Source organism: Mesorhizobium sp. CNPSo 4661 (assembly GCF_057784215.1).
Map to the genome: position 1 here is coordinate 299,111 of NZ_JBWGIO010000009.1, position 18,035 is coordinate 317,145.

An 18,035-nucleotide genomic window follows, 5' to 3' on the forward strand; every position below is an offset into this window, starting at 1 on the left:
CCGAGGGAGACGGGATATGGCGGACACTGTGAGTGGCCCGGACGTGCGGACCATCCTCGACGCGAGGGGATATCGGCCGGCGCTCGAATGGATCGCCAGGCGGGCCGAGGCCTTCGTCATTCCGCTCGCGGCGCTGGTCGCCGGCATGGTGCTGTTCAGCTTGTTCATCCTGGCTGTCGGCAAGTCGCCGGTCCAGCTCTACGAGACGATGTGGCGGGGCGGCTTCGGCTCCTGGTTCTCGATCCAGAACTCGCTGTCGCGCGGCGCGCCGCTCTTGCTGTCGGCGCTCTGCGTGGCGCTGCCGGCGCGCCTCGGCCTGGTGGTCATCGGCGGCGAAGGCGCGATCGTGCTGGGCGGCGTCGCCGCGGCCGCCATCGGCGTGGCATTGAACGGCGCGCCGGCTTTTCTCGTCATCCCTCTCATGGGCGTGGGGGGCGCAGCCGCCGGCGGCATCTGGATAGGTGTCGTCGGCGCGCTGCGTCATTACCGCGCCGTCAACGAAACCATCTCGAGCCTGCTGATGGCCTACATCGCAATCGCCGTGATGAACCATCTGGTGGAAGGGCCGCTGCGCGACCCAGCCTCCCTCAACAAGCCCTCGACCCAGCCGCTCGCCGACATCTACCGTGTCGGCAACATACCGGGCATGGAAGTGCATTGGGGCCTCGTGGTCGGCGTCCTCGCCTGCGTGCTCTCCTGGCTGCTGATCGAGAAGACCCGCTGGGGTTTCGCCGCCCGTATCGCGGGCGGCAATGTCAGGGCGGCGCAGGTGCAGGGATTGGCCGTCGGGCCGCTGATCGTCGGCTTCACCGCTCTGGCCGGCGGCTTTGCCGGCCTCGCCGGCATGCTGGAGGTCGCGGCCGTGCAGGGCAGCGCCAACGGCTCGCTTGCCGCAGGCTACGGCTACACCGGCATCCTCGTCGCCTTCCTTGCCCGCCACAATCCGCTGGCCATCATCCCCGTCGCCGTCCTGCTTGGCGGCATCGACGCGTCCGGCGGACTCATACAGCGCCGCATGGACCTGCCCGACGCGACCGTTCTGGTGCTGCAGGGCATGCTCTTCATCGTCATCCTGTTCAGCGAGACCTTCTACGGCCGCTTCAAGCTCTTCAACCCCGATCTCTGGCGGAGGACCCCCTGATGGAGACGACCGACATCGGGCTATGGGGCGTGCCGCTCGCCATGCTGGGCGGCGCCATCCGCGTCTCCACCCCCTTCATCTTCGTCTCGCTCGGCGAAGCCATCACCGAGCGCTCCGGCCGCATCAATCTCGGCCTCGAGGGCACGCTGGTGTTCGGCGCCATGAGCGCCTACGCGGTCGCGGTGATGACCGGCTCGCCTTGGCCCGGCCTGCTGGCGGCGGCCGTCGCCGGTCTCTGCTTCGGCCTCTTCCAAGGCTGGATCTGCAAATTCCCGAAGGTCAACGACATCGCCATCGGCATCGCCCTCATGCTGTTCGGCACGGGCCTCGCCTTCTTCTTCGGCAAGCCCTTCATCCAGCCCTCGGCGCCCGACCTGCCGGCAATCCCCTTCGGCGCCTGGTCCGACATCCCGCAGGTGCAGGCGGCGCTCAACGTCAACGTGCTGTTCCTGATCGGCGCAGCGCTTGCCGTCTTCCTCTGGTGGGCCTTCCGCAACACCCGCGTCGGCCTGATCGTGCGCGTTGTCGGCGACAGCGCCGATGCCGCCCGCGCCATGGGGCTCAACCCCAACACGGTGCGCCTGCTCGCCACCGGCGCCGGCGGCGCTCTGGCCGGCATCGGCGGCGCCTATCTGTCGCTCTACTATCCAGGCAGCTGGACCGAGCGCATCTCGTCCGGCCAGGGGCTGATGGCGGTGGCGCTGGTCATCTTCGCGCGCTGGAACCCGCTTGGCTGCTTCGCGGCGGCCTTGCTGTTCGGCGGCGCCGGGGCACTCGGCCCGGCGCTACAATCCGTGGGCGTCACGCAAGGCTACTACCTCTTTTACGCCGCGCCCTACATCCTCACCCTCGTCATCATGATCGCCACCTCGTCGCCGAGCCGCACGCTCGCCGGCGCGCCCGGCGAACTGTCGATCACCAAGTGACCATTCCATCAAAACCGCTCGCGAGACCGGAGTCTTTGCCATGAACGCCAGAGCCGAGATCACCCAGCGCTACATCGACGCCGATCCCTATCCCTGGCCCTACAATGGCGACCTGCGGCCGGACAACACGGCGCTGATCATCATCGACATGCAGACCGATTTCTGCGGACCGGGCGGCTATGTCGACCATATGGGCTATGACCTGTCGCTGGTCCGCGCGCCGATCGAGCCGATCAAGTCGGTGCTGTCGGCGATGCGCGCCAAGGGCTACACCGTCATCCACACGCGCGAGGGCCACCGCCCCGACCTTGCCGACCTGCCCGCCAACAAGCGCTGGCGCTCGCGCCGCATCAATGCCGGCATCGGCGACCCCGGCCCTTGCGGGCGCATTCTGGTGCGCGGCGAGCCGGGCTGGGACATCATCCCCGACCTTTATCCGGCCGAGGGCGAGCCGATCATCGACAAGCCGGGCAAGGGCTCCTTCTGCGCCACCGATCTCGAGCTGATCCTCAACCAGCGCGGCATCGAAAACATCGTGCTCACCGGCATCACCACCGATGTGTGCGTGCACACCACCATGCGCGAGGCCAACGATCGCGGCTTCGAATGCGTGATGCTGGAGGATTGCTGCGGGGCGACCGACCACGGCAACCATCTGGCGGCCATCAAGATGATCAAGATGCAGGGCGGCGTGTTCGGCGCGGTGTCGAATTCCGCGGCGCTCGTCGCGCAGCTGCCTTGAGGGGCCGGCGATGAGCAGTAGCCTCCACGGAAAGGCGATCGGCGTCGAGACCATCGGCATGACCATGTGCTTCGGCGCCTTCACGGCGCTGGACGATGTCTCCATCAAGGTGCCGGCGGGCTCCTTCCACGCCCTGCTCGGCGAGAACGGCGCCGGCAAGTCGACGCTCGTCAAATGCATGATGGGTTTCTACCACCCGACGTCGGGCGACATGCTGGTCGACGGGCGTCAGGTCGCGATCGCCAGCCCCAGGGATGCCTCGGCGCTCGGCCTCGGCATGGTCTATCAGCATTTCACGCTCGTGCCGTCGCTGACGGGCGCCGAGAACCTGGTCATCTCGCGTGAGACGGTGCCGGGCGTCATCGACTGGCGCAGAGAGCGCGGCGCGCTGGCCGCCTTCATGAGCGGCATGCCGTTCAAAGTGCCGCTCGACGTCAAGGTGGCCGAGCTTGCCGCCGGCGAGAAGCAGAAGCTGGAGATCATCAAGCAGCTTTATCTCGGCCGCAATTTCCTGGTGCTGGACGAGCCGACATCCGTGCTCACCCCGGGCGAGGCGCAGGAAGTGCTTGGCCTTGTGCGCGGCATGACCAAGGCCGGCGACCTCACCGTGCTGATGATCTCCCACAAGTTCCACGAGGTCACGGCCTTCGCCGACGACATCACGGTGCTGCGCAAGGGCAGGCTCACCGGAACCGGCAAGGTCTCCGATCTCTCGCACAGGGAGATGGCGGCGATGATGATCGGCGACCAACCGATCGCGGCGCTCGACAGCCGCGCCGAGCCGAAGCCGGACGCCGAGATCGTTCTCAAGGTGAAGGCGCTGAAGGCGCCGGACCGCACCGGCCTCAAGTCGATCGACATCGCGGATCTCGGCGTGCGTTCGGGCGAGATCGTTGGCATCGCCGGCATTTCAGGCAACGGCCAGAAGGAATTCCTCGAAGTGCTGGCCGGGCAGCGCCCCCGCAATGGCGGCGAGGTGATGGTGCGCGGCAGCGTCTATGCGGCGACGCGCGCCGAGGCGCGCGCGCTCAATGTCCGCCTCATCCCGGAGGAGCCGCTGAAGAATGCCTGCGCGCCGAGGATGACGGTCGCCGAGAACATCGCCTTCCGCACCTTCGACGTGGACGGCAACGGCAGGCCGGTGAGCTGGATCAGCGCCGGCGCCATCAAGTCCTTCAGCGCCCGCCTGGTCGAGCAGTTCAAGGTCAAGACGGCATCGCTCTCCTCGCCGATCGCCTCGCTGTCGGGCGGCAATGTGCAACGCGCCGTGCTCGCCCGCGAGCTAACCGGCGAGGTCGACCTGCTCATCGTCTCGAACCCCTGCTTCGGCCTCGATTTCTCCGCAGTCGCCGAAATCCGCGCCCGCATCATGAAGGCGCGCAACGCGGGGGCCGCGGTGCTTTTGATGTCCGAAGACCTCGACGAGCTCCTGGAGCTCTCCGACCGCATCCTGGTCATGTCCGACGGCGCGCTCGTCTACGAGACGCCGATCGCGCAGGCGAGCGTGCAGACGATCGGCGAGCACATGGCGGGGCACCACTGATGGCGGAAATCGACGCACTGCCGTTCGCCTTCGCCTTCAGGCCGGAGACGACGGCGCTCATCGTCATCGACATGCAGCGCGACTTCGCCGAGCCGGGCGGCTTCGGCGCCAGCCTTGGCAACGATGTCAGCCGGGTCACGGCGATCGTGCCGACGGTGAAGCGGCTGATCGAGGGTTTTCGCGCCGCCGGCCTGCCGGTGATCCACACCATGGAATGCCATAGGCCGGACCTTTCCGACCTGCCGCCCGCCAAGCGCGACCGAGGCAATCCATCGATCCGCATCGGCGATGCCGGCCCGATGGGGCGCGTGCTGATCGCGGGCGAGCCGGGCACGGCGATCCTCGACGAGCTCGCGCCGTTGCCGGGCGAGATCGTCATCGAGAAGCCCGGCAAGGGCGCCTTCTACGCGACCGGACTCGGCGACGACCTGAAGCGGATCGGCGTCCGCCAATTGGTCTTCGCCGGCGTGACGACCGAAGTTTGCGTGCAGACGACGATGCGCGAGGCCAACGACCGCGGCTACGAATGCCTGGTCGCCGAGGATGCGACGGAGAGCTACTTTCCCGAATTCAAGGCGGCCGCGCTTGCCATGATCAGGGCGCAGGGCGCGATCGTCGGCTGGACGGCGACGGCCGACCAGGTGCTCGAGGGAATTGCGAATGCCTAATCTTGCCTTTGCTGGCCTCGCCGACCGCGGCTGGCGCGATCTGGCGTTCGAGCCTTTCCGCGACGGCGTCACGGTCCACTGGCTGCTCAGGGGCGGGCCGGTCGAACCATCGGTCGCCGTCCTCAAATATCAGCCGGGTGCCGGCGTGCCGCGCCATCGCCATGCCGGGCTGGAAACCATCGTCGTGCTGGACGGCATCCAGAGCGACGAGAACGGGAACTATGCTGCGGGCAGCGTGATCCTCAATCCGGTCGGCACCGAGCATTCGGTATGGACCGATGGAGGCTGTGTCGTGCTGATTCAATGGGACCTGCCGGTGATCATTCTGGGGGACACGAAATGAGCGACATCCGCTTCGACATCGGCAGCCTGCACGCAGCCTACCGGGCCGGTACCGACATAGCAGAGGTGATCGATACGGTGCTGGCCCGCGTCGAGGCGGCCAGCGATCCCGGCATCTTCATCCACCTGGCGACGAGGGCGGTGTTGCTGGCGCAGGCTGAAGCGCTCGGCCCGTTCGATCCCGCGGCCAAGCCGCTCTGGGGCATACCTTTCGCCGTCAAGGACAATATCGATGTCGTCGGCATGCCGACCACGGCCGCCTGCGCCGAATTTGCCTATGCGCCTGCCAGAGACGCCACGGTCGTGGCGCGGCTCAGGGCCGCGGGCGCCCTGGTCGTCGGCAAGACCAATCTCGACCAGTTCGCCACCGGCCTCGTCGGGGCGCGCACGCCCTGGCCGATCCCAAGGAATGCGATCGATCCGAAACTGGTGCCCGGCGGCTCCTCATCCGGCTCGGCGGTGGCGACGGCGCGCGGGATCGTTTCCTTCGCGCTCGGCACCGACACCGCCGGTTCGGGGCGCATTCCGGCCGGCCTCAACAACATTGTCGGGCTGAAGCCGACGGTCGGCGCACTGTCGGCGACGGGTGTCGTACCGGCCTGCCGCACGCTCGACTGTGTCTCGGTCTTCGCATTGACGGTCGACGACGCCTATGCGGTGTTCTCGGTCGCCGCGGCGCACGATGCCGCCGATCCCTATTCGCGCGCGGTCGCCGCCCAGCCTCTCGCGACCCGCCCGCCGGTGCTGAACATTGGCATCCCGGCAAAGCCCGACCTGAAGTTCTTCGGCGACGCGTCGATGCGGGCCGGATTCGAGGCCGGCCTCGCCGCCTTGGAGGCGCTCGGCGCCAGGCTTGTCGAAATCCCGTTCGGCGACTTCTACGCCACCGCCGATCTCCTCTATGAAGGCGCCTGGGTGGCCGAGCGCTATGCCGCGATCCGCGATTTCTTCGAGGCGAATGAAGCAGCGCTCCATCCGGTGACGCGCAAGATCATCGGCGGCGCCAGGAACCTGTCGGCCGCCGACACCTTCCGCGGGTTCTATGCCTTGCAGGCCTACAAGGCGCGCCTCGCTCCAGTTATCGCTTCCGTCGATCTGTTCTGCGTGCCGACCGCGCCGACCCACTATACCGTCGATGCCGTGCTTGCCGATCCGATCGCCACCAACAGCCGGCTCGGCACCTATACCAATTTCGTCAATCTCCTCGACATGTGTGGCATCGCCGTGCCGGCCGGCACGCGCGACGACGGCCTGCCGATGAGCGTGACCCTGCTCGCAGCCGCCGGGCGGGACGGTCTCGTCGCGGCGGTCGCGCGCGATCTGCATGCCGCGAGCGGCCTCACCCTCGGCGCGACCGGATGGCGGCAGTCGAGCGCGCGGCCTGTCGGCGCATCGGCCGAGGATGGCACGATAGAACTAGTGGTGGTCGGCGCGCATCTTTCGGGAATGCCGCTCAACGGCCAATTGAAGGAGGCCGGCGCGCGCTTCTGCAGGTCGGCGCGGACGGCCCCTGCCTATAAGCTCTATGAACTCGCCGGCCAGACACCGCCCAAGCCCGGGCTTGTCCGGGTCGGCAGCGGCGGCGCCGCCATCGAGATCGAGGTCTGGCGCCTTTGCGCCGACGCCTTCGGCCGTTTCGTAGCGGCCATCCCGTCGCCGCTCGGCATCGGCACCATCGAGCTTGACGACGGCACCTCGGCGAAAGGTTTCCTGGCAGAGACAGCCGGCCTGGCGGCGGCAACGGACATCTCGGCTTATGGCGGCTGGCGCAGCTACGTCAGCGGGGCGAATGCGATTCAACGACAATTGGAGAGCCTTCCCTCCAATTGACCAGGGCTCGCTTCGGGCCGCCAAGCGGGCTGAAGCCCATTTCGAAGCAGGGGCCCGCCGGTCCGCGTCAGGCCAGCTCGAACCGCTCGATCGCCCGCATGATGCCGCGCAATTCGGCAAGGCCCTTTAGCCTGCCGATCAGCGAATAGCCGGGATTGATCTTCGTCTTGCCGATATCGTCTGCAAGCAGATGGCCATGGTCCGGCCGCATCGGGATGCGCCAGTCGGAGCGGCCCTCCTTGCGCCGGCGCGCCTCTTCCTTCATCAGCGCCAGGATGACCTCGGCCATGTCGGTCGAGCCCTCCAGATGCTCCGCCTCGTAGAAGGAGCCGTCCTTTTCGCGCGTCACATTGCGCAGATGCGCGAAATGGATTCTTGGCCCGAATTCCTCAATCATCACGACCAGGTCGTTGTCGGCGCGCACGCCGTAGGATCCGGTGCAGAAGGTCAGCCCGTTCGACGGGCTGTCGACCGTGCCCAGGATGAAGCGCGCGTCATCGGCGGTGGAGACCACGCGCGGCAGGCCGTAGAGCGAGAAGGGCGGATCGTCGGGATGGATGCACAGGCGCGCGCCGACTTCCTCGGCCGCCGGGATGATCTCATTCAGGAACCAGGCGAGGTTGGCGCGCAGTTCCGCCGGGCCGATCGCCGCATAGTCGGCGAGCGCGTCGCGCATCGTCTCGCGATTGTAGGTGCGCTCGGTGGCCGGCAGGCCGGCGATCAGGTTGCGCTCGATCCTGTCGATGTCTTCGCTGCTCAAGGTCCTGAGCCGCGCTTCCGCCTCCTCGAGCCGCGCCGGGCTGTAGCCCGCCTCGGCGTTCGGCCGCTTCAGCACGAAGACGTCGTAGGCGGCGAAGTCGAGCGCGTCGAAGCGCAGCGCGTAGCCGGTGGTCGGCAGCCGGTACATCAGATCGGTGCGGGTCCAGTCGACCACCGGCATGAAATTGTAGCAGATGGTGGAGATGCCGGCCTTGGCCAGCGCCCGGATCGTGTCCTTGTACCAGCCGGCGTAGCGCTCCCGTTCCGGCGTGCCGGTCTTGATCGAGTTGTGGACGGGAATGCTCTCCACCACCGACCAGGCCAGGCCCGCCGCCTCGATGATGCGCTTGCGCTCCAGGATGGCGTCGAGCGGCCAGGCGCTGCCGTCATAGATGTCGTGCAGTGCCGTCACGATGCCCGTAGCGCCCGCCTGCTTGATGTGATCGAGCGTGACCGGATCGTTCGGCCCATACCAGCGCCAGCATTGTTCCATGACTGCCTCTTTCGTGCGATTGCGACCGACCATATTGTTGGATGACAATGGCCGTCAAATCAGATCAATGGCGTCGATCGCGGGAGATAGCGTCATCGTCTCGATTAAGCGGGCTCTCGCTTGCGACGGCGTGCGTTGACCGTCTATCGTGCGGCGGCCAGAACCGCCTTCCGCGTATCGCGGATAGAGTGACGAAACAGATTTCGGGACGAGTGAAGCAACGCATCGCCAATGGCCGCCAAATCGCAATTCGGACTGACCGCTGTCGATACCGTTCCGCTGCATGAGAAAGTCTATCTGGAGCTCGTGCGGGCCTTGATGTCGGGGCAGCTCCAACCTGGCCAGAAGCTGACCTCGCGCAAGCTCGCCAAGGAGCTCGGCACCAGCGACATGCCGGTGCGCAGCGCCTTCATGCGGCTGCAGGCGCTCAGGGCGCTGAGTCCGATGCCGAACGGCAGCGTCGAGGTGCCGCTGATTTCGGCCGACCGCTTCCAGCAGCTGACCGCCGTGCGCACGATCCTGGAAGGCACGGCCACCGAGCTCGCGACGAAGCTCATCAACGGCAACAATCTGCGCGCGATCCGGCGCCGCTGCGCCGAGCTTACCGAAGCCGCCCGCGGCGGCGGGATCGATAACTATCTGCGCAAGAACTATGACTTCAAATTCTCGATCTACCGCCATTGCGGCAACGAGCAGATGATCTTCCTGATCGAGACGGTATGGATGCAGGTCGGCCCTTTCCTGCGAAATCTGCACATCGGCTTCGAGGACGACCTGGCCGGCATTCTCGGCATCGACTACCACGAGGAGGTCGTGGCGGCGATCGAAGCCGGTGACGGCGAAAGGGCGCGGGCCGCGATCGTGCGCGATATCACCGAAGGCGCGACCCACATCCTTGGTCAGGTCAAGTTCCCGGAACTGCGGCACTGACAGGCGAGCCGGCTTCGAATCCGGCTTGGCTTTCGTCGATCGGGCCGCTATGTTGCGATCGCAGATCGCACAATATGGACCCGAAATGCCGCCCGATATCCCAGCTAGTGACTTGAAAAAATGAAGGAAAGCCGCCCGGCGTCAGCCGCGCTGGCCTTCACGAACTCACAAGCTGAAAATTGGATATCGTAGCCGACAGGGCTACAGCACCCAGAGAAAAAGGGGCTGGAAATTGAGCGATGCGACTGCGGACGTCTTGAAGTGGTTGGACAGCAGGAAGGACATCCAGAGCCTGCGGGCGGCGGTGTGCGACCTGAACGGCATCATGCGCGGCAAGCGCATCCCGGTCGAGCAGGCGCGCAAGGCGCTCGAAGGCAAGCTGCGCATGCCCTATTCGGCCATCGGCCTCGACATTTGGGGCGAGGACATCGAAGGCAACGCCCAGGTGTTCTCGACCGGCGACGCCGACGGGCTTTGCCATTGGACGGGGCGTGGCATACTGCCGGTCGACTGGACGGCGCACCCGACGGCGCTGTTGCCGCTCTGGCTGGCCGATGATAGCGGCGCCCCCTACCTCGGCGACCCGCGCCGCGCGCTGGCCCGCATCCTCGACCGCTACGCCGCGCTCGGCCTGACGCCCGTCACCGCGACCGAGCTCGAATTCTACCTTGTCGATCCAACGTCGCAGCGGCCTGTCGGGCCGGTCTCGCCGGTGACCGGGCGGCGTCTCGATTCCGACGCCGCACTTTCGATCGATGAGGTCGACGATTTCGAAGCCTTCATCCACGATATCTACGAAGCCTGCCGCATGCAGGACATTCCGGTCGACACCGCGATCGCCGAGAACGGTGTCGGCCAGTTCGAGATCAACCTCAATCACGTCCCCGACGCGCTGCGCGCCGCGGACGACGCCGTGCTCTTCAAGCGCACCGTCAAGGGCATCGCCCGCAAGCATGGCTTCGCCGCCTGCTTCATGGCCAAGCCCTATGGCGAGCGCGCCGGCAACGGCTTCCATGTCCATTTCAGCGTCCTCGACAAGGACGGCCGCAACATCTTCGACGACGGTTCGGACCAGGGCTCCGACACCATGCGCCATGCGGTCGGCGGCCTGCTTGCCGCGATGGCCGAGAGCACGCTGGTGTTCGCGCCGCATTTCAATTCATACCGCCGGCTGCGGCCGCGTTCCTATGCGCCGACCGCCGTTGCCTGGGGTTATGAGAACCGCATGGTGGCGATACGCATTCCAGGCGGCCCGTCGGCGGCGCGACGCATCGAGCATCGCGTTTCCGGCGCCGACGCCAATCCCTATCTGGTGCTGGCCGCGATCCTCGGCGCGGCCTTGATCGGCATCGAGCGCCAGCTCTCGCCAGGCGAGCCGACCGGCGGCGAAGGCCAGGGACTGACGCTCGCCAAGCTGCCGCCCGACTGGGCCTCCGCAATCGCCGCCTTCGAGGCGGGTCCGCGCGTCGCCGAGATCTTCCCGGATGTGCTGCGCGACGCCTTCATCGCCTGCAAGCGCCAGGAGCTGAACACGTTCGCGCTCAACGTCAGCGACTTCGAGATCGAGACCTATCTCGAGAGTGTTTGAGGTGTGCCAACAGATGGGCCGCCATAAATTGATGGAGAGGGCGACGGCCCGAGCCGTTATCTGACGCAACGATATCCAAGATTCTAGATCACTGCTTCCTCGAGGAACGGTTCGTTGCGCGGGATCCTTTCGTAGCAGAAGGGCGAAAGGTCCAGCGTCTGGAACGCGCCGTGGACGATCAGTTCCGACACCGCCCGGCCGACCGCCGGCGACTGCTGCAAGCCGTGCCCCGAAAAGCCGTTGGCGAACATGAAGTTCCTCACCTCGGGATGGAAGCCGACAATGCCATTGTGGTCGAGCATGTTGTATTCGTAATGGCCGGTCCAGCTCGTCTGGACCTTCAAGGCGTCAAAGGCTGGGATGCGGTGCCACAGCGCCGGCCAGATGTAATCGTCGAACTCCTCGAAATGCATTTCGAAGTCGTCATAGTCGGCCGGCCCGTCGCCTTGCGGCGTGTTGCCGGTCAGGAAGAGCTCGCCCTCCGGTCGCACGAATGTGCCGGAAAGGTCGATGACATTGGGCATGCGGCCCGGGATCGGATTGGCGCTGGCGAAGACGAAGCTGTAGCGCTTGTAGGGCGCGACCGGAATGGATAGCCCGGCCATGCTGGCCACCTGCTGCGCTCTCGGGCCGGCGGCATTGACCAGCGTGCCGCAAGCGACCGTATCGCCTGTCGCGAGGCGGACGGAGGCGACCCGCCCGTCAACGACATCCAGCGCCGTCACGGCATTGTCGATATATTCGACCCCGCTGCCGCGCGCCGCGCGGCGGAAGCCGTTCAACATGCCCATGGAATCGAACCAACCCTCTTCGCGGGAGCCCCACGAACCGCCGCCGAGATCGTCGACGTTCAGCCACGGAAACCGCTCCTTCAAGGCCCCCGGTTCGAGGAAGACGGTGTGGGCGCCGAGGCTGCGCTGCAGGTCGACCCGTTCGCGCGCCGCCTCCACGCCCTCGGGGGAACAGCAATAGAGATATCCGTGCTCCTTGAAGCCGAGATCGGGCGCCGGCTCATTCGGGTAGAAGGGCGCCATCCGCTCGGCAAAACCACGGATGATCTCGATGCCGAACTGGCTGATCTTCACATTGATCGGATTGGAATATTGCTGGCGGATCGCACTGGTTGAGAGGGCGGTGGAAGAAAAGGTGTAGCTCGAGTCGCGCTCGACGACGAGGATCGAGACCTTGTCGCCAAGAGCCTGGCTCAGCCAATAGGCCGTCGACGAACCGACGACCGCGCCGCCGACGATGACGATGTCATAAGCGTTGCGCGACGGTGCCTTGTAAGGGGGAATTGCCATGACTGTTCCTACCGGTTGAACGAGGCGACCAGGGTGTCCGAGCCCCGCGCCAGCAGGCCGATGTCGGAGCCGACCGCGACCATGGTGAAGCCGTCGGCAAGGTAGCGGTCCGCATCGGCCTTCACGGGAGCCAGGATGCCGCCGGCCTTGCCTGCCGAGGCGGCGGCCTTGCGCACCGACGATATCGCTTCCTGCACATGGCCCGCGCCTGGATTGCCCATCGCGCCCATATTGGTCGAAAGGTCGCCCGGCCCGACGAACAGGACGTCGACGCCATCCACCGCTGCGATTTCGGTGGCGTTCGCCACGCCGGTCTCGTCCTCGATCTGCACCGCCAGCAACTGCTGCTCGCGCGCCTTGGCGTGATAACCGGCGATGCGGCCGAACGCGTTGGCGCGGTGGCCGACCGAAAAGCCGCGAAAGCCGTCCGGCGCATAGGTCATCGCGGCGACGATGGCGCGCGCCTGCTCGGCCGTGCGCACATTCGGTATCATCAGGCTGCGGGCGCCGACATCCAGCGCCTGTTTGATCAGATTGGGATCGTCGGATGGCAAGCGCACCACGGCCTCGCAGGGGAACGCCGCCGCGACCTGCAGCTGCGCCATGATGCTGCGCAGGTCGTTCGGGCTGTGCTCGCCGTCGACAAGCAGCCAGCCCGCTCCGGAGCCTGCGACGACTTCGGTGGTGAGCGCGGAGGCCAGCGAGCACCAGATGCCGATATGAGCCCGGCCGGCCTGTATGGCCGCCTTCAGCGAATTGACGCGCTCCTGCATTTTGCGATCGGTCTCCAGCCGAGAAGAAGGTGCATTGAAATTTGTATGATGTCCTATATCATACGTCGAACTTGAGCTGCAAGGCGTTCCGACGCCGCATGGGAGTTGCTTAATGAGAATCGGCTTCATCGGACTTGGCGTCATGGGTGCGCCGATGGCCGGCATCTCCTCGATGCCGGGCAAGCGCGGAGGCCGACCATTCTTCACTCGTTCGAGCCCTCGAAATCCTCAGTCATCACGACCTCTCAACCGGAAAGGAATAACCGATGCGCGGAACCGGCAAGGCCGATGTTTTCGTCATGCTGGCCCATCCCGTGGGCCATGCGAAAAGCCCCGGCATCTTCAATGAGATCTTCGAGCAGAAGGGGCTCGACAGCCTGATGGTGCCGCTGAGCTGCCGCCCGGAGGACTTCGACACGTTCTGGGCCGGCATCACGGCGGCCGAGAACATCCGGGGCGTAATCATCTCGGTCCCCTACAAGGTCCCGGTCTTCCACAAATGCGCCGCCGCCCATGACCGCGCCGCGCGCGTGCAGAGCGCGAATTCCGTGCGCCGGCAGGCGGACGGCACCTGGTATGCCGACAATTTCGACGGCGTCGGCTTCATCGAGGGACTGAAGGCCGGCGGACACCGGATCGCCGGCAAGCGCATCCTTCAGGTCGGCGCCGGCGGCGCCGGCGCTTCACTGACCTACTGCCTTGCCGAGGAAGGCGCGTCGGAAATCCGGCTGGCCGATATCGACAGGGAACGCGCGCAAAAGCTCGCTTCGCTGGTCAACAAGACTTTCCCCAACTGCCGCATCGAAGTCGGGGAACCCGATCCGTCCGGCATGGATATGGCGATCAACGCCACGCCGTCCGGGCTGAAGGCCGCCGACCCGCTGCCGATGGATGTGAGCAAGCTGACGTCGGAAATGACTGTCGTCGACATCATCATGGAGCCGGCCGAGACGGCGCTGCTCAAGGCGGCGAAGCAGATTGGCTGCCGCATCCAGCCGGGACGCCCGATGATGGATTTCCAGGTCGAGGCCATGGCCGAATTCTTCGACATAGAGCGGAAGGATCGCCGCCATGGCTGACGCACCGACCGCCGTCGTCATCGGCGGCACGTCCGGCATCGGCCGCGCGATCGCCGAGCGCTTCGCCGGGGATGGCTACCAGGTGGTCGTCGCCGGCCGCGATGCCGTTCGGGGCAAGGAAGCGGCAGGCGCTTGCGAGGGCGCCGGCGCGCCAAGCGCCATCTTCGTGCAGACCGATGTCGCCGATCCCGCCTCGGTCGAAGCGTTGGCGCGAGATGTCAGCAATGCCTTCGGCACGCCGCATGTCGTGGTCAACTGCGCCGGCATCCTGCAGAGCGGCAAGCACGTCCTCGACCAGGACCTCGATGAAGACGAGCGGATGTGGCGCATCAACTATCGCGGCACGCTGCTTGGCTGCCAGGTGTTCGGCCGATTGATGTCGGCCGCCGGTTGCGGCGCGATCCTCAATGTCGGCTCGCTCGCCTCCTTCGCGCCGCTGTCGCTGCCGGCCTACACGCCGGGAAAGCATGCGGTGTTGGCGCTGACGCAGATGCTGGCCGCCGAGCTCGGCCCGCATGGGGTCCGCGTCAACGCCGTGGCGCCTGGCTACACGCTGTCGGATGGATTGAAAGCAAAGATCGAGAAGGGCGAGCGCAACCCGCAAGCCATCCAGGCCACCACCGCGCTGCGTCGCTTCGTCGAACCGCGCGACGTCGCCGAGGCAGCCTTGTTCCTCTGCTCCGACCGCGCCGCATCGATCACCGGCGTCACGCTTCCGGTCGATGCCGGCTGGCTCGTGCAGGCGCCCTACGCGCAGTACCTGCAAGGCAATCCCATCCGGCAGACGCCGGCAATCTGAGAGAAAAACAAGTGAGCGACATCCAACGCTTCGACTTCGACACCCGCATCCATCACGGCGTCATCCACAACGGCACGCTCTATTTGACCGGCCAGGTCGCCCGACCGGGCCAGTCCGCGGCCGACCAGATGCGCGAGGTGCTCGGCAAGATCGACGCGCTGCTCGCCAGGGCAGGCACCGACAAGACGCGCATTCTCCACGTCCAGATGTGGCTGGACGACGTGCGCGATTTCGACCAGGTCAACACGGTCTGGGACGCCTGGATGCCGAAGGAGCACGCGCCGGCGCGGTCCTCCGGGGAAGGCCGGATGGCCAAGCCCGGCATGCTGGTCGAACTGATCGTCACCGCGGCGGTTTGAATGGTCCTGTCGGTTCGGGCATCATCCCGAATCTGGGTCGAGCGTTTCAGCGTTTCACGGACACGCCGAACCGCTCTATCTCTTTGTTTCTACGCAATTCCGGACGGAAAGCCGTTACACACTTTTCCTGGAATTGCTCGCGGGGAGACTGATGACGAAGCGCAAGCCGCTTTCCACCGTCGTGGCGGAGAGCCTGTCCGAAAAGATCCGCTCCGGATCGCTGCTGCCCGGCGCGCAACTGCCGACGGAGGCGGAGCTTTGCGCCGAATACGACGTCAGTCGCACCGTCGTGCGCGAGGCGGTGGCGCGGCTGCGCTCCGAGGGCATGGTCGTGCCGCAACAGGGGCGCGGCATGTTCGTCAGCGAAACGCCCGCGCCGCGCAATTTCTCGATTCCGGACGAGGCTCTGCGGACATTGCCGGAGACCATCGCTTTGCTCGAATTGAGGCTGAGCGTGGAAATCGAGTCCGCCGGGCTCTGCGCGGAACGGCGAACCGACAAGGAGGCACGCGACATCCGCGCCATGATGGATGAGATTGATGCCCAGCATGCAGACCCCGCCGCCGTCCAGATCCACTACGACTATGATTTCCACCTCGCGATCGCCAAGGCCGCGCGCAATGAATTCATCCACGGCTTCCTGAGCTATCTCGGGCCGATGATCGTGCCGCGATTCCAGCTCGGCTATGTGGTCGAGCCCGCGCTCAAGGACAGCTACTACGCGCGCATCCACAGCGAGCACAAAGCGATCGTCGATGCCATCGAAAGGCAGGACGCAAGCAAGGCCCGCCAGGCGATGCGCAAGCATCTGCAGAACAGCCTGGGGCGCGTGCGCGCGCTGGCGAAAGCCTCCGGCATCGAGGCAACCGAGGCCGAGCAGAAAGCAGCCGCCGCCTCGCTTTTCACCGAGCTGAGAAAGCCCTTGCCGACAGCCGGATAGTTCGGCCGACTTGGATGTCGCTCGCCTCTGGCGTTGCGTGCCCGCCGGCCGTTTGCGAAAGCCATGTTTTTTCCCGGTTTGCGGCCAACGGCCCGCTCTCGCGCGCCGAAGGCGTTGTTTTCCTTGGGTTGTCTGCATTTGCCGCCGCGCAGGCATGTTGGAATATTCCGGTCGGCAGCAAGGCTTTCGAAAGTTTATCTTTCCTTTTTGCTGGTTTTCTTGGTTTCGCGGCACCGGCCCGCGCCGCACACTGAAAACCAGGCAAATGGGGAAGCCGCAAATGGGAAAACCCAAGTGACGACAGCCTTCATCACCGGAGCGACGAGCGGCATAGGGCGAGCGATGGCGATCGCGCTGAGCGACGCCGGCTACGAGGTCTATGCGGTCGGCCGCAGCCAGGCGGCGTTGAAAGCCCTGCAAGGCGAGCGTCCGGGCATCGTCCCCATCGCCGTCGACGTCACCGATCGCGAGGCGCTGGAATCGGTGCTGGCGGACCTCACCATCGATGTGCTGATCAACAATGCCGGCATCATGCCGCCGCTCGGCAATTTCGCCGACATGAAGATCGCCGACATCGACGCCACGCTGGAGGTGAATCTCAGCGCCGCGATCCTGCTCACCCGCCTCGTCGCGCCGCAGATGCGCGAGCGGCAGTCGGGACACATATTGTTCACCGGCTCCGTCGCGGGCCATGCCGCATTCTCCAACATTGCCGTCTATGCGGCCACCAAGGCGGCAATCTCCGGCTTTGCCGGCGCGCTGCGCGCCGACCTTTCCGCGTCCGGCGTGCGCGTCACCGAAATCGTCGCCGGCCGTGTCGAGACGCAGCTCTACCAGGACATCCTCGACGCCAAGGCGCGCGCCGCCATGTACGCCAGCAAGGTGGTGCAGCCCGACGACGTGGCCAGGATGGTCGTCGCCGTGCTTGCGCTGCCGGCATGGGCCGACGTCACCCGTTTCGACATCATGCCGACCTGGCCGACCTCGCCCAGCGGCACCAAGTAGGGAAAACAGGAATGAAGGAACTTTCCGTTCTGATCGTTGGCGGCGGCGCCGGCCTCGGCGCGCTTTTGGCCCAGATGGCTGTCGAGGCCGGGGCGGCAAAGATCGGCATCATCGACATCAACCAGCAGGCGGCGGAGAGCGCGCTTGGGCCGGCGAAGGCCAAGGGCCTGCCGACCGCGGCGGCCACATGCGACATCCAGGTCGGCCCGCAGTGCCATGCCGCCTTCGACGCCATCGTGGCCAAGCTCGGGCGCGTCGACACGCTGATCAACTGCGCCGCCATCTATCCGCGCCGACCGTTGCTCGAAATCACCGACGCCGACTGGGACGCCTCGAACGGCATCAACATCAAGGGCACCTACCACATGATGGTGGCGGCGGTCCGCCACATGCAGGCGCAAGAGCCGAAGGATCATGTGCGCGGGCGGATCGTGAACCTCACCTCCGTCGACGCCTTCAAGGCGCATCCGCAGAACGCCCATTATGCCGCGACGAAGGCAGCCGTCGTCAGCCTGACGCGGTCCTTCGCGCACTACGTCGCCAAGGACGGCATCCTGGTGAACTCCGTGGCGCCGGCCGGCATGGCCACCGAGAAGGCCAAGGCCCTCGGCTTCCTCGAGGAACTGGCCAAGGCAAGCCCGCTCGGCCGCGGCGCCGAGCCCACCGAGATCGCCGAATGGGTGCTGATGACGGGTGGCCCCAGGAACACCTACATGACCGGCGAAAATGTAATTGTTTCAGGCGGTTACATCTACGCGTAGCGTCTCGGCGGCCTGACGGCGCCGGCATGTGGCAGTGCATGACTGACGGAGCTCGA

General features: G+C 66.0%; 19 protein-coding genes. 16 read left to right on the forward strand and 3 right to left on the reverse strand.

Annotated elements, in window-relative coordinates; translation table 11 throughout:
• The first annotated feature begins 16 nt into the window (after window positions 1-16).
• Genes AC0YKC_RS15990 through atzF form a run of 7 tightly spaced genes read left to right on the forward strand, consistent with a single transcriptional unit; the run spans window position 17 to window position 7,192 of the window.
• Complete coding sequence (locus AC0YKC_RS15990) at window positions 17-1,141, forward strand: ABC transporter permease (RefSeq protein ID WP_488511721.1); 1,125 nt, start codon at window positions 17-19, stop codon at window positions 1,139-1,141.
• Window positions 1,141-2,067 (forward strand): ABC transporter permease, encoded by a 927-nt coding sequence (locus tag AC0YKC_RS15995; protein ID WP_488511722.1) that lies wholly within the window; start codon window positions 1,141-1,143, stop codon window positions 2,065-2,067. The genes AC0YKC_RS15990 and AC0YKC_RS15995 overlap by 1 nt, the downstream gene beginning before the upstream one ends.
• 40 nt (window positions 2,068-2,107) lie before the next feature.
• The gene (gene biuH, locus AC0YKC_RS16000) at window positions 2,108-2,809 is read left to right on the forward strand and encodes a biuret amidohydrolase (RefSeq protein ID WP_488511723.1); all 702 of its coding nucleotides are present in this window, start codon (window positions 2,108-2,110) and stop codon (window positions 2,807-2,809) included.
• 10 nt (window positions 2,810-2,819) lie between these two features.
• A complete protein-coding gene (locus tag AC0YKC_RS16005) occupies window positions 2,820-4,352 on the forward strand; it encodes an ABC transporter ATP-binding protein (RefSeq protein WP_488511724.1) in 1,533 nt (510 codons plus the stop codon).
• Window positions 4,352-5,020 (forward strand): cysteine hydrolase family protein, encoded by a 669-nt coding sequence (locus AC0YKC_RS16010; RefSeq protein WP_488511725.1) that lies wholly within the window; start codon window positions 4,352-4,354, stop codon window positions 5,018-5,020. Before AC0YKC_RS16005 ends, AC0YKC_RS16010 begins: the two co-directional genes overlap by 1 nt.
• On the forward strand, window positions 5,013-5,363 hold the full coding sequence (locus AC0YKC_RS16015; protein WP_488511726.1) for a cupin domain-containing protein: 351 nt from the start codon (window positions 5,013-5,015) through the stop codon (window positions 5,361-5,363). The genes AC0YKC_RS16010 and AC0YKC_RS16015 overlap by 8 nt, the downstream gene beginning before the upstream one ends.
• Window positions 5,360-7,192 carry an allophanate hydrolase gene (gene atzF, locus AC0YKC_RS16020; protein WP_488511727.1) on the forward strand — a complete coding sequence of 611 codons (1,833 nt, stop codon included), beginning with the start codon at window positions 5,360-5,362 and terminating at the stop codon, window positions 7,190-7,192. Before AC0YKC_RS16015 ends, atzF begins: the two co-directional genes overlap by 4 nt.
• Window positions 7,193-7,259: 67 nt before the next feature.
• On the opposite strand, the gene uxuA is transcribed toward atzF, so the two are convergent.
• Window positions 7,260-8,444, reverse strand: a complete 1,185-nt coding sequence (gene uxuA / locus AC0YKC_RS16025) for a mannonate dehydratase (RefSeq protein ID WP_488511728.1) — start codon at window positions 8,442-8,444, stop codon at window positions 7,260-7,262.
• A 231-nt stretch (window positions 8,445-8,675) separates the two neighbouring features.
• On the opposite strand from uxuA, the gene AC0YKC_RS16030 reads away from it, so the two are divergent.
• Together AC0YKC_RS16030 and AC0YKC_RS16035 are read left to right on the forward strand one after the other, a co-directional pair.
• Complete coding sequence (locus AC0YKC_RS16030) at window positions 8,676-9,374, forward strand: GntR family transcriptional regulator (RefSeq protein WP_488511729.1); 699 nt, start codon at window positions 8,676-8,678, stop codon at window positions 9,372-9,374.
• 232 nt (window positions 9,375-9,606) lie between these two features.
• Window positions 9,607-10,962: a glutamine synthetase family protein gene (locus AC0YKC_RS16035; protein WP_488511730.1), complete on the forward strand. Its 1,356-nt coding sequence runs from the start codon at window positions 9,607-9,609 to the stop codon at window positions 10,960-10,962.
• Window positions 10,963-11,045: 83 nt separating this feature from the next.
• On the opposite strand, the gene AC0YKC_RS16040 is transcribed toward AC0YKC_RS16035, so the two are convergent.
• Together AC0YKC_RS16040 and AC0YKC_RS16045 are read right to left on the reverse strand one after the other, a co-directional pair.
• The gene (locus tag AC0YKC_RS16040; RefSeq protein ID WP_488511731.1) at window positions 11,046-12,263 is read right to left on the reverse strand and encodes an NAD(P)/FAD-dependent oxidoreductase; all 1,218 of its coding nucleotides are present in this window, start codon (window positions 12,261-12,263) and stop codon (window positions 11,046-11,048) included.
• 8 nt (window positions 12,264-12,271) lie between these two features.
• On the reverse strand, window positions 12,272-13,036 hold the full coding sequence (locus AC0YKC_RS16045) for an HpcH/HpaI aldolase family protein (protein WP_488511732.1): 765 nt from the start codon (window positions 13,034-13,036) through the stop codon (window positions 12,272-12,274).
• Between the two features lie 266 nt (window positions 13,037-13,302).
• Between AC0YKC_RS16045 and AC0YKC_RS16050 the strand changes: the two genes are divergently transcribed.
• The 7 genes from AC0YKC_RS16050 (at window position 13,303) to AC0YKC_RS16080 (ending at window position 17,979) form a co-directional block, all read left to right on the forward strand.
• A complete protein-coding gene (locus AC0YKC_RS16050) occupies window positions 13,303-14,115 on the forward strand; it encodes a shikimate dehydrogenase family protein (RefSeq protein WP_488511733.1) in 813 nt (270 codons plus the stop codon).
• Window positions 14,108-14,914 (forward strand): SDR family NAD(P)-dependent oxidoreductase, encoded by an 807-nt coding sequence (locus AC0YKC_RS16055; protein WP_434724107.1) that lies wholly within the window; start codon window positions 14,108-14,110, stop codon window positions 14,912-14,914. The genes AC0YKC_RS16050 and AC0YKC_RS16055 overlap by 8 nt, the downstream gene beginning before the upstream one ends.
• Before the next feature lie 11 nt (window positions 14,915-14,925).
• Window positions 14,926-15,273: a RidA family protein gene (locus AC0YKC_RS16060; RefSeq protein WP_488511734.1), complete on the forward strand. Its 348-nt coding sequence runs from the start codon at window positions 14,926-14,928 to the stop codon at window positions 15,271-15,273.
• A 151-nt stretch (window positions 15,274-15,424) separates the two neighbouring features.
• Entirely contained in the window at window positions 15,425-16,213 is a 789-nt protein-coding gene (locus AC0YKC_RS16065; protein WP_488511735.1) for a FadR/GntR family transcriptional regulator, read from the forward strand.
• A gap of 14 nt (window positions 16,214-16,227) precedes the next feature.
• Entirely contained in the window at window positions 16,228-16,467 is a 240-nt protein-coding gene (locus AC0YKC_RS16070) for a hypothetical protein (RefSeq protein WP_488511736.1), read from the forward strand.
• A gap of 40 nt (window positions 16,468-16,507) precedes the next feature.
• Complete coding sequence (locus tag AC0YKC_RS16075; protein ID WP_488511737.1) at window positions 16,508-17,218, forward strand: SDR family oxidoreductase; 711 nt, start codon at window positions 16,508-16,510, stop codon at window positions 17,216-17,218.
• A gap of 11 nt (window positions 17,219-17,229) precedes the next feature.
• Window positions 17,230-17,979 carry an SDR family NAD(P)-dependent oxidoreductase gene (locus tag AC0YKC_RS16080; protein ID WP_488511738.1) on the forward strand — a complete coding sequence of 250 codons (750 nt, stop codon included), beginning with the start codon at window positions 17,230-17,232 and terminating at the stop codon, window positions 17,977-17,979.
• Window positions 17,980-18,035: the final 56 nt, after the last annotated feature.